Below are 16359 nucleotides of genomic sequence, written 5' to 3'. Positions count from 1 at the left end.
GCCGCTTTCCGAATCCCCATTCCCCATTCCCCAATCCCGGCTCTCCAATGACCAATCTGCTCTGGCAAAAACCCGGCGTCGCCGTCGACACGCAGATCCAGGCCTTCCTGGCCGGCGACGACGTGCTCCTGGACCGCGAGTTCTTCCTTCACGACATCGCCGCCAGCGGCGCGCACGCCGAAGGCCTGCAGCGCATCGGCATCCTGTCCGCCGACGAACTGGCCGGGCTGCAGCGCGAGCTGGCGGTGCTGGCCGAAGATTTCCGCAGCGGCGCGTTCGTGCTGGATGCGCGCTTCGAGGACGGGCACTCGGCGATCGAGGCGCGGCTGACCGAACGCCTGGGCGATGCCGGGCGCAAGATCCACACCGGACGCAGCCGCAACGACCAGATCCTGGTGGCCACCCGGCTGTGGCTGAAGGACAGGCTGGCGCGGCTGGCGCAACTGAGCGCGGAGATCGCCAAGGTGGCGCTGGACCGCGCGCAGGCCGAGCGCGACCTGCCGGTGCCCGGCTACACCCACATCCAGCGCGCCGTGGTGTCCTCGGCGGGCATGTGGTGGGCGGGCTGGGCCGAGGCCTTCATCGACGACGCGCTGCGCGCTCGCGACACTCTGCGCCTGGTCGACTGCAATCCGCTGGGCACCGCCGCCGGCTACGGCGTCAACCTGCCGCTGGACCGTGCGCACACCACCGCCGCGCTGGGCTTCGCGCGGCTGCAGGTCAGCCCGATCTACGCGCAACTGTCGCGCGGCAAGTTCGAGATGGCCGCGCTGGAAGCGCTGGGCAGCGCCACCCTGGACCTGCGCCGCCTGGCCTGGGACCTGTCGCTGTTCACCAGCGGCGAATTCGGCTTCGTCGCGTTGCCGGCGCAGTACACCACCGGCAGCTCGATCATGCCCAACAAGCGCAACCCGGACGTGATCGAGCTGATGCGCGCCACCCACGCCAGCGTGGCTGCCGCGCGCACCGAGATCGAACAGTTGTTGTCGCTGCCGTCCGGTTATCACCGCGACCTGCAGAGCAGCAAGGGCGCGATCTTCCACGGCTTCGGCCGCGGCCTGGCCGCGCTGGAATTGCTGCCGGCGTTGCTGGCCAACCTGGAGTGGCGCGAGGACAGGCTGCGCGCGGCGATCGATTCGGGCATGTACGCCACCGACGTGGCGGTGGAAGCCGCAGTGGCCGGTGTGCCGTTCCGCGAGGCCTATCAGGCCGCCGCCGCATCCGCCGACAGCGCAGGGCAGGGGCGTACGCCGGAAGGCAGCCTGGCCGCGCGGGTCTCGCCGGGCGCCGCCGCCGATCTGCGCCTGGACGAGCTGCAGGCGCGCTGGCAGGCGCTGGAGGCTTGATGCCTGTGGGAGGGCTTCAACCGCGACGCCTCGGCGTTATAACGCGTCGGGGCTGAAGCCCCTCCCACAAAAGCGTTCGCTGCGACGCCGAACATGCAAACCGATTGCAGAAGGAACACCGTACGATGAAGCACTACCTGGTCCTGGCGATGCGCAAACCGAGCTTCGACGAGCGCGTGGTCGCTCCGCATCAGGCCTTCCTCGACGACCTGCGCGCACGCGGCCTGCTGGCGCTGACCGGCGGCTTCAGCGACCGCAGCGGCGGCGCCTACCTGCTGCAGGGCGTGGACGACCTGGCGCAGGCGCAGGCGATCGTCGCCGCCGATCCGCTGGCGATCCACGGCAGCTCCGACCTCACCGTCTACGAATGGAACACGCGCTGATCCCATGACCTCGCAGACGCCATCGCCCTTCGTCGAACAACGCCTGCCGCCGTGGCGGCGCGCGGTGCTCAAGGTCGGCAGCAGCTTGCTGGCTGCCGACGGCGGCGGGCTGACCCCGCGCTTCGCGCTGGGCCTGGCGCAGTTCGTCTCGGCCAACCTGGCGGCCGGGCGCGAACTGGTGATCGTGTCCTCCGGCGCGGTCGCCGCGGGCCGCGCCATCGTGCCCAAGGCCGCCGAGGCCGGTGCGGCGCTGGCGGCACGGCAGGCGCTGGCCGCGCTCGGCCAGGCGCAGTTGATCGCGCTGTGGCAGCGCTTCTTCGAGCGGCCGGTGGCGCAGGTGCTGCTGACCCACGACGACCTGCGCAACCGTCGCCGCTACCTCAATGCGCGCGCCACGCTGGGCGAACTGTTGCGGCTGGGCGCGCTACCGGTGGTGAACGAGAACGACACCGTGTCGGTGGACGAACTCAAGCTCGGCGACAATGACAATCTGGCCGCGATCGTCGCCGCCCTGGTCGATGCCGATGCGCTGTTCATCGCCACCGATATCGACGGCTTGTACACCGCCGACCCGCGCCGCGACCCGCAGGCACAACCGCTGCACGAGGTGCAGGAACTGAGCGCGGCGGTGCTGGCCATGGCCGGCGGCAGCGGCAGCGGCGTAGGCACCGGCGGCATGCGCACCAAGCTGGAGGCCGCGGCCAAGGCCGGCGCCGCCGGCATCGAGACCTATCTGTTCAACGGCCGCAGTGCCGAGGTGCTGCGCGGCCTGGCCCAGGACAGCCTGCGCGGCACCCGCATCCATGCCGCACGCACCCGCATCGCCGCGCGCAAGTACTGGCTGCGCCACGTGCCGGTGGAGCCCGGGGCGATCCTGGTCGACGCCGGTGCAGCGACTGCGCTGCTCGACAAGGGCGCCTCGCTGCTGCCGGGCGGCGTGGCCGGCGCCGTGGGCGAGTTCCGCCGCGGCGACATGGTCGAGGTGCGCCTGCGCGACGCGGCCGGCGAGCGCTGCCTGGCGCGCGGCGTCAGCCAGTACGCGGCGGTGGACATCCGCCGCATCGCCGGCCGCCACTCGCGCGACATCGAGGCGATCCTGGGCTACAACTACGGCGAGAACGTGATCCACCGCGACGATCTGGTGGTGGTGCGGGAATCGGGAGTCGGGAATGGGGAATCGGCGTAAGCGCGCCCGCTCTGCGCCGGCCGCGTCTGCGCCGCAAGGCCGGCACCTGCATCGCGCATCGCATTCGCCGCCTCTGATGTCCTCGCGCCGAACGTAGCCTTTTCGAATCCCGAATCCCGAATCCCGAATCCACCGGAGCCGCCCAATGACCTCCATCCGCACCCAGGCCCTGCACTGCCGCGATGCCGCGCAAGCGTTGGCGCAGTTGTCGTCGCCGGCCAAACAGGCGTTGCTGGAGGCGATGGCGGCGGCGCTGGAAGCGGATGCGGAGGCGATCCTCGCCGCCAATGCGCGCGATCTGGAGGCGGCGCGGGCCAAGGACGTCGGCAGCGCGATGCTCGATCGGCTGGCGCTGGACCGCAAGCGCCTGGACGGCATCGCCGCGGCGCTGCGCGAGGTGGCGGGCCTGCCCGACCCGGTGGGGCAGGTCACCCGCGACGACGTGCGACCCAACGGTATCCGCGTGCAGAAGATCCGCGTGCCGCTGGGTGTGGTGGCGATGATCTACGAGGCGCGCCCCAACGTTACCGCCGACGCCGCGGCGCTGTGCATCAAGGCCGGCAACGGGGTGATCCTGCGCGGCGGCTCCGAGGCGATCCACTCCAATACCGCCATCGCCGCATCACTGCGCCGGGCGCTGCGCGCCGCCGGCATCGGCGAGGCCGCGCTGACCCTGGTCGAGGATCTGCGCCGCGAGACCATGCTGGAGCTGCTGCAGCTGAACGACATCGTCGACCTGGCGATCCCGCGCGGCGGCGAGGGCCTAATCCGCTTCGTCGCCGAACATGCGCGGGTGCCGGTGATCAAGCACTACAAGGGCGTGTGCCATCTGTTCGTGGACGCCTCGGCGGATCTGGCGTTGGCGGTGAAGCTGCTGGTCGACGGCAAGACCACGCGGCCGGCCGCCTGCAACTCCCTGGAGACGCTGCTGGTGCACGCCGACGTGGCCCCGCGCTTCCTGCCGCTGGCGGCGCAGGCGTTGCGCGAGCGCGGCGTCGCCCTGCGCGGCGATGCCGCCACACGCGCGCTGCTGCCGGACATCGACCCTGCCAGCGACGACGACTACGCCGCCGAGTATCTGGACCTGATCCTGGCGGTCGCGGTGGTGCCGGACCTGGACGCCGCGATCGCGCATATCCGCCGCTACGGCTCGGATCACACCGAAGTCATCGCCACCGCGGACGCGGCCAACGCGGAGGCCTTCGTGCAGGCGCTGCGCGCGGCGGTGGTGATGGTCAACGCCTCCTCGCGCTTCTCCGACGGCGGCGAACTCGGCCTGGGCGCGGAGATCGGCATCTCCACCACGCGCCTGCACGCCTACGGCCCGATGGGCCTGGAAGCGCTGACCGTGGAGCGCTTCGTGGTGCGCGGCGAAGGCCAGGTGCGGCACTGAGGCGGTGCGATCCTGGTCGGTCGGGCGCCTGAGCTGCCTGGCAAGGGAGTGATCTGCGTCGTGTCGGTGGAGCTGGGGCAGGGCAGCCACCTGAGCTGATTGGCATGGCGTGCCTGCGCGCTCGCGTGCCCGCGGCGCCAACGGCGAGGGCCGGCGACCCAGCCTTTGTCACTTGCCGAGTGAGGCGCCGTCGCCTAGCGTCGCGGATTCGTCTCCTTTCGGGATCCAATGCCCATGCGCCGCCTCGCTCCCTGCCTGCTCGCCGCTGCTGTCGCCCTCGCCACCGCCGGCACCGCGTTCGCCCAGACCGCGCCGATGACCCCGGACATCACCGGCAAGCCCTTCGTCGCGCCGACCGCGGCCAACGACTACATCAAGCGCGAGGTGATGATCCCGATGCGCGACGGGGTCAAGCTGCACACGGTGATCGTGCTGCCCAAGGGCGCGCACGGCGCGCCGATGCTGCTGACCCGCACGCCCTACGACGCCAGCGGCCGTGCCAGCCGGCTGGCCTCGCCGCACATGCGCGATCTGCTGCCGCAGGGCGACGAGGTGTTCGTCGATGGCGGCTACATCCGCGTGTTCCAGGATATCCGTGGCAAATACGGCTCCGAGGGCGACTACGTGGTGACCCGGCCGCTGCGCGGGCCGCTCAACCCGACCAAGGTCGACCATGCCACCGACGCCTGGGACACCATCGACTGGCTGGTCAAGCACGTGCCCGAATCCAACGGCAAGGTCGGCATGATCGGCTCGTCCTACGAGGGCTTCACCGTGGTGATGGCGCTGGCCGATCCGCATCCGGCGCTGAAGGTGGCCGCGCCGGAAAGCCCGATGATCGACGGCTGGATGGGCGACGACTGGCTCAACTACGGCGCCTTCCGCCAGGTCAACCTGGACTACTTCACCGGCCAGATGACCCGGCGCGGCAAGGGCGAGGGCATCCCGCGCCAGGGCTACGACGACTACAGCAATTTCCTGCGCGCCGGTTCGGCCGGCGACTACGCCAAGGCCGCCGGGCTGGAGCAGTTGCCGTGGTGGCGCAAGCTCACCGAGCACCCGGCCTATGACGCGTTCTGGCAGGAGCAGGCGCTGGACAAGGTGATGGCGCGCACCCCGCTGAAGGTGCCGACGATGTGGCTGCAGGGGCTGTGGGACCAGGAAGACATGTGGGGCGCGATCCACAGCTACGAGGCGATGGAGCCGCGCGATACCGGCAACGACAAGAACTACCTGGTGATGGGGCCGTGGCGGCACAGCCAGGTCAACTACGAGGGCGCCTCGCTGGGCGCACTGCAGTTCGACGGCGATACCGCGCTGCAGTTCCGCCGCGACGTGCTCAAGCCGTTCTTCGATCAGTACCTGGTCGACGGCGCGCCCAAGGCCGACACGCCGCCGGTGCTGATCTACGACACCGGCGCCAACCACTGGGACCGCCTGCAGCGCTGGCCGCTGAGCTGCGCGCAGGGCTGCCCGGCGCAGAGCAAGCCGCTGTACCTGGAGGCCGGCGGCCGCGTCTCGTTCGAGGCGCCCAAGGCCGGGCAGGGCGAGTACACCGAATACGTGTCCGACCCGGCCAAGCCGGTGCCGTTCGTGCCGCGCCCGGTGGTGTTCGGCGACCGCGACATGTGGACCACCTGGCTGGTGCACGACCAGCGCTTCGTCGACGGCCGCCCGGACGTGCTGACCTTCGTCAGCGAACCGCTGCAGGCGCCGCTGCGCATCGCCGGCGCGCCGCAGGTGCACCTGCAGGCCTCCACCAGCGGCAGCGACAGCGACTGGGTGGTGAAGCTGATCGACGTGTACCCGGACCAGATGGCGTCCGATCCGAAACTGGGCGGCTACGAATTGCCGGTGTCGCTGGCGATCTTCCGCGGCCGCTACCGCGAAAGTTTCGAGCATCCGGCGCCGCTGACCCCGAACCAGCCGCTGGCCTACCGCTTCGGCCTGCCGACGGCCAACCACACCTTCGAGCGCGGCCACCGGGTGATGGTGCAGGTGCAGTCGAGCCTGTTCCCGCTGTACGACCGCAATCCGCAGACCTACGTGCCCAACATCTACTTCGCCAAGCCCGGCGATTACCAGAAGGCGACGCAGCGGATCTGGCACACGCCGCAGCAGGCCAGTTTCATCAGTTTGCCGGTGTACTGAGCCAGAGAGTGCCGCATCGGCGGCGCGCGACGCCACGCGTCGCGCTGCCGACCGTCCGGGTTCGGTGGGCCGATCGCCATGACAGGGCCGGGCGCTGCTCGGGCGCGCCGGCCGCACGGTGTCGCCTGCGCCTGTCGATGCAATCGTTTACCGGCGCGGTTCGCGAACGCAGCCGATGGAGGGACGCACGCAGTCACGCAGAACCTGGCCATGCCGGTGGCGTTGCCGATCATCCCGGGCATGGTGGCCGAGGTCGACATCCTGACCGGCAAGCGCAGCGTGCTGAACTACCTGCTGCGGCCGCTGTTGAAGGCGCGGTTGCGCTGAGCGCGGCCGTAGTCAGTGCCGATCAGCTGTGCGATTCGACCAGCGAGAGCGTGCAGGTTTCGCCTGGAGCGGATTGCCAATACTCGAAGCGCGAGAGCTTCTTGCCCGAGGTCTGCGCGGCGAGCAGGCTCGCATAGGCGGCCTTGCCGAACTCGTCGCCGAGGTTGAGGTAGACGATGTCGAACTTGCAGGTGGTGGAGAGCGCATCCTTGACGCTGAAGTAGGCAGTCGCGCCGCCCTGTACGCCCTGCACGCCGAGTCGGTCCACCTGCTTGTCGGTTTCGGTCACCGCTGCTGCGGGTGCGCAATACAAAACGATCAACGAGAGGCAGAGTGCCGCTTGCAGTTTCATGGTGTCGTGTCCGTTTGTCTGAGTCGTGAACGTCGAAACGGACATGCCCGCCACCTCGCTTCCGGCACGCTTGGTCGCCAAGGAAGGAGGTGGGGATGAATGCGCCGGTTCCCCGCCACCATTGTGGCGAAAAGCCAGGCCATGGAGTCAAGCCGCCGCGGCCCCGAGAGGACGCGTGCTGGCCGGGGCAGGGGCAGGAGGGGTGTCACCGCACCGCGCGGCCTATCCCGGATTGCAGACACAAAAAAACCCGGAAAACTGTGGTTTTCCAGGCTTCTTGTGACCTTGAAACTGGTCGGGGAGACAGGATTCGAACCTGCGACCTCTACGTCCCGAACGTAGCGCTCTACCAGACTGAGCTACACCCCGAAGGAGCCGCACATGATACGGAGGTCTTCCGCATTCGGCAAGCGCCTTTGCAAAAAAATTTCAGTCCCCCGCAGCGGCCGCGTCCGCGGCGGCATCCGCGGCGTTGCGCTCGCGCGCCTCGAACCACATGCCGTTGAGGATGGCGGCGGTGGAGGCCAGGCCGACACCGAGAATCCAGGCGAAGTACCACATGATCGTTTCTCCTTGCGGGCGCGTCAGTACGCGTTGGGGTTGTCGTCCAGAGAGGCGGAGGTGACCTTGCCCTTGAGCACGCGGTACACCCAGGTGGTGTAGCCGAGGATGATCGGCAGGAACACCACGGTGGCCAGCAGCATGATCCACAGGGTCAGGTGGCTGCTGGAGGCGTCCCACACGGTCAGGCTGGAGCCCGGCTGGCTGGAGGACGGCAGCAGGAACGGGAAGATCGCAAAGCCCACGGTCAGGATGATGCCGGCGATGGCCGCACCGGAGGCGATGAACGCCAGGCCGCCGCGGCGCTTGCGCAACAGCGCCGCGCTGAGCAGCAGGCCGAGCAGGCCGGCGGCCGGGGCCAGGGCCGTCAGCGGCATGGTCTTGTAGTTGTGCATCCAGCCGCCCACCTCGCCGAGCACGGCGGTCTTCAGCAGCGGGTTGGTGGCGCCGTCGGTGACCACCTGCGAGGTGACCGCGTAGCCCGGCAGGCCGGTGGCCACCCACACCCCGGCACCGGCGAACAGCGCGCAGGCCGCCAGGGCGGCGACGCTGCCGTAGCGCGCCGCGCGCTCGGCCACCGGGCCGTCGGTCTTCAGCACCAGCATCGCCGCGCCGTGCGCCACCAGCATGCTCACGCTGAGCAGACCGGCGAGCAGGGCGAACGGCATCAGCAGGCCGAAGAAGCTGCCGGTGTAGAACACCCGCAGGGTGTCGTCGAAGTGGAACGGCACGCCCAGCAGCACGTTGCCCACCGCCACGCCCATGATCAGCGCCGGGATGAAGCCGCCGACGAACAGCGCCCAGTCCCAGCCGTTGCGCCAGCGCTGGCCGGGCAGCTTGCCGCGGAACTTGAACCCGACCGGGCGCAGGATCAGCGCGAACAGGATCACGAACATCGCCAGGTAGAAGCCGGAGAAGCTCACCGCGTACAGCGGCGGGAAGGCGGCGAAGATCGCGCCGCCGCCCAGGATCAACCAGACCTGGTTGCCTTCCCAGACCGGGCCGATGGTGTTGACCACCAGCCGGCGTTCGGCGTCGGTCTTGGCCACGAACGGCAGCAGCGCGCCGACGCCCAGGTCGAATCCGTCCATCACCGCGAAGCCGATCAGCAGGATGCCCAGCAGCAGCCACCAGATCACGCGCAGCGTGGTGTAGTCCAATGCAATGAAATCCATGGTGTGTCTCCTGCCGGGGTCAGAGGTGGCCGGCGGCCGCAGGTGCGGCGATCGGGGTGACGGGACGCGGGGCGGGTTGCAGCAGCGCGGGCAGGTCGTCCGGCCCCTTGCGGATCGCCTTGAGCATCAGCTTGATCTCGATGATCAGCAGCGTGGTGTAGATCGCCACGAAGCCGGCGAGGGTGATCAGGATGTCGTGCAGGGCCAGGCCGGAGGCGGCATAGAAGGTCGGCAGCACGCCTTCCACCGCCCACGGCTGGCGGCCGTACTCGGCCACGAACCAGCCGCACTCGATCGCGATCCACGGCATCGGCAGTGTCCACAGCGCCAGCTTCAGGAACCAGCGCTTGTCCTCGAAATTGTGCTTGCACGAGAACCACAGCGCGGCGGCGAAGAACGCGATCAGGTAGAAGCCCAGGCCGGCCATCACCCGGAACGTCCAGAACAGCGGCAGTACGCGCGGCACCGTGTCCAGTGCGGCCTTGGCGATCTCCTCCGGGGTGGCGTTGAGGATGTCCTCGCGGTAGCGCTTGAGCAGCAGGCCGTGGCCCAGGTCCTGCCAGTGGCGATCGAACACCGCGCGCGCCTCGGCGTCGTTGCGGTTGGCCTTGAGCCGCTGCAGCGCGCCGTAGGCGATCTGCCCGCCGCGCACGCGGTGCTCGGCGCGCTTGACCAGTTCCAGGATGCCCGGCACCGGCGTGTTCAACGAGCGCGTGGCGATCAGGCCCATCAGGTACGGCACCTTGATCGCGTAGTCGTTCTTGCCGGTGGCCTGATTGGGGATGCCGAAGGCGGTGAAGTCGGCCGGCGCCTGCTCCGTCTCCCACATCGCCTCGATCGCGGCCAGCTTCATCTTCTGGTGTTCGTTGGCGGCGTAGCCGCTCTCGTCGCCCAGCACCACCACCGACAGCGAGGAGGCCAGGCCGAACGCGGCGGCCACCGCGAACGAACGCCGGGCGATGTCGCGGTGCTTGCCGCGCAGCAGGTACAGCGCGCTGATCGACATCACGAACACCGCGCCGGTCACGTAGCCGGCGCTGACCGTGTGCACGAACTTGGCCTGCGCCACCGGGTTGAACACCACCGCCATGAAGTCGACCACTTCCATGCGCATGGTGTCCGGGTTGAACACCGCACCGGTCGGGTTCTGCATCCAGCCGTTGGCGATCAGGATCCACACCGCCGACAGGTTGGTGCCCAGCGCCATCAGCCAGGTCACCATCAGGTGCTTGACCGGGGTGAGCTTGCTCCAGCCGAAGAAGAACAGGCCGATGAAGGTCGCCTCCAGGAAGAACGCCATCAGCCCTTCGATCGCCAGCGGCGCGCCGAAGATGTCGCCGACGTAGTGGCTGTAGTAGGACCAGTTCATGCCGAACTGGAACTCCATGACGATGCCGGTGGCCACGCCCATCGCGAAGTTGATGCCGAACAGCACGCCCCAGAACAGGGTCATGCGCCGCCACACGTCCTTGCGGGTCATGACGTACACGCTCTCCATGATCGCGATCATGAAGGACAGGCCCAGGGTGAGCGGGACGAACAGGAAGTGGTACATCGCGGTCATGGCGAACTGCAGCCGCGACAGCTCTACGACAGTGGTGTCGATCATGGCTGTGCTACCTCGTGGAAGATGTGCATCTGGGTGGCCGAGTGGCGGGAGATTGGAGGCGATCTTCCGCCGCTGCGGCGCGTTCGACCTTGATTCAGATCAATGTGCGGAACCGGGGCGCCCGGCATCGTGGCGACCACGGCGGTTCCGGTCCGGAAGCGCCTTCCCGCTAAACTGGCGACTTCGTTCGCCGCGCCGAGCCCGTTTTGACCGATTCCGCCGAGCCGTCCACTGCACTGCCCGCCGATACGCCGCAGCAGCGGCAGCAGCGCATGCGCTGGCTGGAGGCCCTGGCCGTGGCCGCGCGCGGCCGCCAGCGCCTGGCTGCGGCGGCGATCAGCGCGTCCGGCGCGCTGCTGATCGTGCAGGCCGGCGCCATCGCCTGGCTGGTGCAGGCGCTGCTGGTCGAACGCCGTGACCTGGCGCAGGCACTGCCGGCCTTGGGCCTGCTGGCGCTGGTGTTGGTCCTGCGCGCCGGGCTCGGCGTCGCCGCGCAGCGGGCTGCCGGCGATGTCGCCGATGCGGCCAAACTCGAATTGCGTCGGCGCGTGTACCGGCAACTGCTGCAGCGCGGGCCGCTGTGGCTGCGTGGGCAGCGCAACGGCGAACTCGGCGAACTGCTGCTGGCGCATGGCGATGCGCTGGATGGCTACTACGCCGGCTACCGGCCCGCGCGCTGGGAAGTGAGCGTGGTGCCGCTGCTGATCGTGCTGGCGGTGGCGTGGAGCGACTGGGTGGTCGGTCTGATCCTGTTGTTCACCGCGCCGCTGGTGCCGATCTTCATGATGCTGGTGGGCTGGGGCGCCGAGGCCGCCGGTCGCCGTCAGTTGCGCGAACTGGCGCGGATGGGCGGGCACTTCGCCGACCGCCTCAAGGGCCTGGGCCTGTTGCGCCTGTACGGGCGCGGCGACGACGAACTGCGCGGGATCGCCGCTGCCGCCGAGGGCGTGCGCGAGCGCACGCTGAAAGTGCTGCGCATCGCGTTCCTGTCGTCCACCGTGCTGGAGTTCTTCGCCTCGGTCAGCGTGGCGATCGTCGCGCTGTACCTGGGCCTGAGCTACCTCGGCATGATCGCCCTGCACGGCAGCGTGCCGACCCTGGGCACCGGCGTGTTCTGCCTGCTGCTGGCGCCGGAGTTCTATGCGCCGCTGCGGCGCCTGGCCGCGCATTACCACGACCGCGCCAATGCGCTGGCCGCGGCGGCCGAGGTGGAGCGCCTGCTGGAAAGCCTGCCGCAGGCCACGGATGCGCCGGCTGCGCACGCCGAGGGGGCCGTCGTGCCGAACGACGCCGCTGCCGAGGCAATGCCCGTCGCCGCGCCTTCCACAAGCGCGTCGCGCGAGGTACCGCTGCTGCAGGCGCGCGCGCTGCATCTGCGGCCGCTGGGTGCGCGCTGCGACGCGGTGCAGGGCCTGGATGTCGATCTGCATGCCGGACAGCGCCTGGCCCTGGTCGGCCCCAGTGGCAGCGGCAAGAGCACGCTGCTGGAAGCGCTGGCCGGGTGGCTGCCGCCGCGTGCCGGTACCTTGCAGGTGCGCAAGGGACTGCGCATCGGCTACGCCGGGCAGCGGCCGTATCTGTTCCACGGCAGCATCGCCGACAACCTGCGCCTGGCCGATCCGCAGGCCAGCGCTGCGCAACTGCATGCCGCCGCCGAGGCGGCGCAGGTGCTGCGCTTCGCCGCGCGTCTGCCGCAGGGGCTGGACACGCCGATCGGCGAGCGTGGTTTCGGCCTGTCCGGCGGCGAGGCGCGGCGCATCGGCCTGGCGCGACTGTTGCTGCGCGATCCGGAACTGCTGTTGCTGGACGAACCGACCGCGTTCCTGGATGCGGACACCGAGGCGGACCTGCTGCGCACGCTGGCGGAGTTCGCCCGCGGCCGCAGCGTGATCGTCGCCACCCACAGCGAGGCGGCGATGCGCTGGGCCGATACCGTGCTGCGGTTGCCGGCCCGCAACGCCTCCGCCGCGACCCAGGGAGCGCAACCATGAGCGGCACCCGCGACAGCTTGCGCGGCGTGTTCGGCCGCCATCTCGGCCGGCTGCTGCTGACCGCGCTGCTGGTGCTGTGCACGATGCTGGCCGGGGTCGGGCTGCTCGGCCTGTCCGGCGGCTTCCTCACCGCCGCGGCGCTGGCCGGCGCGGTCGGCATGGGCAGCGGCTTCAACTTCTTCTCACCGTCGGCCGGCATTCGCGCACTGACCTTCGCGCGCATCGCCTCGCGCTACGGCGAAAAGCTGGTCGGACACGACGCGACCCTGCGCATCGCCCGCGACCTGCGGGTGTGGTTCTTCCGCCGCGCACTGCCGCTGGCACCGGCACGGCTCGGCGCCAGCCGCACCGGCGAACTGCTGGCACGGCTGATGTCGGACATCGGCGAGGTTGACGGCCTGGTGGTGCGCGCGCTGGCGCCGCTGGCCGCACTGCTCGGCGTCGGCACGATCGGCATTGCCGCGGCAGCGGCGATCCACGGGCCGGCGGCGCTGGTGCTGACCGCGCTGGCGTTGGCGATCGGGCTCGGCGTGCCGTGGGTGGTGGCGCGCGGCGGCGAGGCCCGCGAACGCGCACGCGCGCAGCAGCGCGAAGCCTTGCGCACCCTGGCCTACGAAGGGCTGGAGGGCGCCGCCGACCTGGCCGCGCTCGACGCGCAAGCCGCCTGGATCGCGCGCGTGGATGCCAGCGCACAGGCGCTGCGCAGCGAAGACCGGCGCCAGCGGCAGCGGTTGATCGGCGGCAACGCGCTGCACGCGCTGTGCGCGGCGCTGGGCCTGCTGGCGATGCTGTGGGTGGCGCTGGGTGCGGCGCGTGCCGACGCGATCAGCGCCGAACAGGCCGCCGGCCTGGTGTTCCTGACCGTGGCCCTGCTCGAGGTCTGGGCCGGGGCCGGCCTGGCCTGGCAGGCGCTGCAGTCCGGCCGCGTCGCCGCGCGGCGCCTGCAGGCGATCGCCGGGCAGGCGCCACCGGTGCTAGACCCGGCGCAACCGCGTTCGCTGCCGGCGACCGGCGAGGTGCAGTTCGATGACGTGGTGTTCGCCTGGCCGGGCGAGGCGCGGCGCGTACTCGACGGTGTGTCCCTGCGCATCGCGCCGGGCGAGCGCATCGCCCTCTCCGGCGACAGCGGCAGCGGCAAGACCACCCTGTCGGCGCTGCTGCTGCGGCTGTGGGACCCGCAACAGGGCAGCGTCCGCTTCGCCGGCACGGATTTGCGCGAGGTCGCCGAGGCGCACTGGCATCGCCGCGTCGCCTGGCTGCCGCAGGGCGCGCCGGTGTTCGCCGGCAGCGTGCGCGACAATCTGCGCCTGGGCGATCCATCGGCCGACGATGCGCGCCTGCAGCGGGTACTGGCCGACGTGCGGCTCGACGCCTGGCTGCACGAAGTCGGTGGCCTCGACGCCTGGCTCGGCGAAAACGGCGCCACCATGTCCGCCGGCCAGGCGCGGCGCCTGGCCCTGGCCCGTGCTCTGCTGCGCGAGGCACCGCTGCTGGTGCTGGACGAACCCACCGAAGGCCTGGACGTGGACACCGCGCAGGCGCTGCTGCGCGACCTGGCGCAGGCGCTGGGCCAGCGCAGCCTGCTGCTGATCAGTCACGATGCGCTGCCAGAGGGAGTGGTGCATGTGCGTTATCGGTTGCAGGACGGGCGGCTCGTGCGCAGCGTCGAAGCGTCGGGCGATGACACGGTGTGAGACACGCGCAGCGTGACTGGTCACGCGTGGCGCACGTGTGCCACGAATGGCGGCGACCTCCAAGCACGCACGTCGCAGAACGATGGCAACTGGGACGAGATTCTCTGATGGTATACAACGCGCCGTCAGTGTCGGCCTGTGAGACGTCACCGCTCTAGAATTTCGCGACGGTCGGTGATGCGGAACGAACACCGCGAAGCGGTAGTCAGTTTCTTTCCGGATGACCGGGCGACAGGGGGTTGCCCATCAGAGAAAAGGAGTTTCACTTATGTCTGGAACAATGTTCGCAAAGAAACGTTTGTCTGCCCTAGTACGCTTAGGGGCATTGATAGGACTTTCACTAAGTAGCTCGGTCCACGCACAGGCGCCTACCAACGATCCGCTTTCGGCGCAGCAATGGAATCTTTCCGCGATTCGCGCACCGCAAGCCTGGGCGCTGGCGCCAGCGAATGGCCAGAAGATTCGAATTGCCACGATCGATTCTGGGTATTCCGGACACCCGGATATTACGTGGGCCCAGGATGGAAGCGGTAGAGATTTCTATCGCGGAATAAATGGAGGTAACCCCAATGAAGATGGCGGGTTTGCACATGGAACCCATACGGCCGGAATCATTGGCGCTAAAACACAAAATGGACAAGGTGTCGCCGGTGTCTGCCCACAGTGCGAGATTCTTTCGAGCAGAATCTATCAGGGCGTCAGTGATGCTAACCTGGCTGCAGCGATCAAGGTTGCAGTCCAATCTGGCGCAAGGGTCGTCAATCTAAGTCTGGCGGACCCGACCAGTACTTGTGACGACTACCAGTACACTAATCGTGCCATCTCCCAGGCGCTGGTCGCGGGCGTTTCGATCGTAGCTTCGGCTGGTAACCACAATGCGCCAGGGATAATCTACGACCAAGCAGCTTCCGGCTCGTGGGTCGATGTGGCTCATGTGCGGCCAGCTTCTTGTCCCGGAGTCATCTCTGTCGGGGCGACCGATCAGATGAATCTTGAGGCCCCTTACACCAATGGCGGGGCATCGTTGACGTTGATGGCGCCTGGTGGCGGCGCGACTCGCGATGAAGGGGTTTATGGCGCTGGACTAGGTGATTGTCCCGGGATAGTAAATCCAATTTCGCAGGTCAACGCTGTGACGAGGGTCGGCGTGCTCTCTGCTTGGGCGGTGAAAAACGGCGATGGATTGACGTCGTGTTATCGCTTTCTTTCGGGAACCTCAATGTCGGCGCCACACGTCAGTGGGACGATCGGATTGATGTTATCTGCGAATCCTGCGCTGACGCCCGATCAGATCAAGAACATCCTGAAAAGCACGGCGACGCCGATGGCCTGCGCTGACAACCGGTGTGGTGCGGGCTTGCTAAACGCAGAGGCGGCCGTTAACTGGGCTCGTTCAATGGTAGGAAATGGAAAGATTCCCGGTCCATGCCTGTACAATTTCGGCGATGATTCGCTTCGGCCGACTGCGTGTGTGCTTGACGCGATTGATGAAGGCCCTGATGGCACTGAGTCTGTGATTGCCTATGGTCATCTATGGAAGTTCGATACCCAGGGACAGCATTCGGCAAGGCCAGCGCCGCTGAGTGCCGTGCCGCGTTATGCAGCCGGAAACGGACCATGTACGCAGGAATTTGTGGGCTCTCATTATGCGTGCAAGTTCGAAACTCGCACTGAAGTGGACTACCCGGGTGTGGGCTATCTTGAATCAATTACCGCTTACGGTCGCTACTGGAACTTCGACGCCAACGGCCAGCCGTTTGGTCCGCAGGGTGGAGAACTGAAAGACGTCCCGCGGTATGCGGCTGGCCCTTGCCAAGGAAAGAATCCCTGCGTGTTCGACACGCGCTCGCTGGTCGTGTTCCCGGAGTGGGGCGGTCTGGTCGAGTCGGTCAACGCGTACGGGCAGTACTGGATGTGGGACGCCAACGGCAATCTGCTTGCTTCCGGCCCGTTGCAGAGCGTTGCGCGCTATCAGCAGATCTGCAATTACGGGCCGGCAGGCGAGGCGTGCAAGTTCGACACGCGTGAGCTCAAAAGCAATCGGCATGAGGTGATCACCGCCTATGGCCGTTACTTCGAGTTCAATGGCGAGACGCTGATCCAGAACACGGCGCTGGCGGACATGCCGCGGTTCAACTGATATCACCGTTGCCGGCGTTCTGCTGCAACGATCGGCGAGAGTACGGCAAAG

General features: G+C 68.5%; 12 protein-coding genes and 1 tRNA gene. 8 read left to right on the top strand and 5 right to left on the bottom strand.

What is annotated here, in order from left to right; genetic code table 11:
* The first annotated feature begins 47 nt into the window (after positions 1-47).
* The 5 genes from argH to RAB70_RS15915 all read left to right on the top strand — a co-directional run bounded on the left by argH (position 48) and on the right by RAB70_RS15915 (position 6459).
* Entirely contained in the window at positions 48-1346 is a 1299-nt protein-coding gene (argH, locus tag RAB70_RS15935; protein WP_148828648.1) for an argininosuccinate lyase, read from the top strand.
* A gap of 125 nt (positions 1347-1471) precedes the next feature.
* Entirely contained in the window at positions 1472-1729 is a 258-nt protein-coding gene (locus RAB70_RS15930) for a YciI family protein (RefSeq protein ID WP_017917302.1), read from the top strand.
* Positions 1730-1733: 4 nt separating this feature from the next.
* Positions 1734-2915: a glutamate 5-kinase gene (gene proB / locus RAB70_RS15925; RefSeq protein ID WP_148828647.1), complete on the top strand. Its 1182-nt coding sequence runs from the start codon at positions 1734-1736 to the stop codon at positions 2913-2915.
* A gap of 145 nt (positions 2916-3060) precedes the next feature.
* A complete protein-coding gene (locus tag RAB70_RS15920) occupies positions 3061-4308 on the top strand; it encodes a glutamate-5-semialdehyde dehydrogenase (RefSeq protein ID WP_148828646.1) in 1248 nt (415 codons plus the stop codon).
* 234 nt (positions 4309-4542) lie between these two features.
* On the top strand, positions 4543-6459 hold the full coding sequence (locus RAB70_RS15915; RefSeq protein WP_148828645.1) for a CocE/NonD family hydrolase: 1917 nt from the start codon (positions 4543-4545) through the stop codon (positions 6457-6459).
* A 349-nt stretch (positions 6460-6808) separates the two neighbouring features.
* On the opposite strand, the gene RAB70_RS15910 is transcribed toward RAB70_RS15915, so the two are convergent.
* The 5 genes from RAB70_RS15910 to RAB70_RS15890 all read right to left on the bottom strand — a co-directional run bounded on the left by RAB70_RS15910 (position 6809) and on the right by RAB70_RS15890 (position 10483).
* Positions 6809-7138 (bottom strand): hypothetical protein, encoded by a 330-nt coding sequence (locus RAB70_RS15910; RefSeq protein ID WP_249042305.1) that lies wholly within the window; start codon positions 7136-7138, stop codon positions 6809-6811.
* Between the two features lie 292 nt (positions 7139-7430).
* Positions 7431-7507, bottom strand: a tRNA-Pro gene (locus tag RAB70_RS15905).
* Positions 7508-7567: 60 nt separating this feature from the next.
* A complete protein-coding gene (cydX, locus tag RAB70_RS15900; protein ID WP_148828644.1) occupies positions 7568-7699 on the bottom strand; it encodes a cytochrome bd-I oxidase subunit CydX in 132 nt (43 codons plus the stop codon).
* 23 nt (positions 7700-7722) lie between these two features.
* On the bottom strand, positions 7723-8874 hold the full coding sequence (gene cydB / locus RAB70_RS15895) for a cytochrome d ubiquinol oxidase subunit II (RefSeq protein WP_148828643.1): 1152 nt from the start codon (positions 8872-8874) through the stop codon (positions 7723-7725).
* 19 nt (positions 8875-8893) lie between these two features.
* On the bottom strand, positions 8894-10483 hold the full coding sequence (locus RAB70_RS15890; RefSeq protein WP_017910523.1) for a cytochrome ubiquinol oxidase subunit I: 1590 nt from the start codon (positions 10481-10483) through the stop codon (positions 8894-8896).
* A gap of 272 nt (positions 10484-10755) precedes the next feature.
* Here RAB70_RS15890 and cydD point away from each other — a divergent pair, with 272 nt between their 5' ends.
* The 3 genes from cydD to RAB70_RS15875 all read left to right on the top strand — a co-directional run bounded on the left by cydD (position 10756) and on the right by RAB70_RS15875 (position 16308).
* Complete coding sequence (cydD, locus tag RAB70_RS15885; RefSeq protein ID WP_225851610.1) at positions 10756-12474, top strand: thiol reductant ABC exporter subunit CydD; 1719 nt, start codon at positions 10756-10758, stop codon at positions 12472-12474.
* Entirely contained in the window at positions 12471-14168 is a 1698-nt protein-coding gene (gene cydC / locus RAB70_RS15880; RefSeq protein ID WP_148828641.1) for a thiol reductant ABC exporter subunit CydC, read from the top strand. Before cydD ends, cydC begins: the two co-directional genes overlap by 4 nt.
* Positions 14169-14436: 268 nt before the next feature.
* Positions 14437-16308, top strand: a complete 1872-nt coding sequence (locus RAB70_RS15875; RefSeq protein ID WP_192578926.1) for a S8 family serine peptidase — start codon at positions 14437-14439, stop codon at positions 16306-16308.
* Positions 16309-16359: the final 51 nt, after the last annotated feature.

The sequence above is a fragment of the Xanthomonas sontii genome (genome assembly GCF_040529055.1).
GTDB classification, from domain to species: domain Bacteria; phylum Pseudomonadota; class Gammaproteobacteria; order Xanthomonadales; family Xanthomonadaceae; genus Xanthomonas_A; species Xanthomonas_A sontii.
This window is presented reverse-complemented; position numbering and strand designations above follow the sequence as displayed.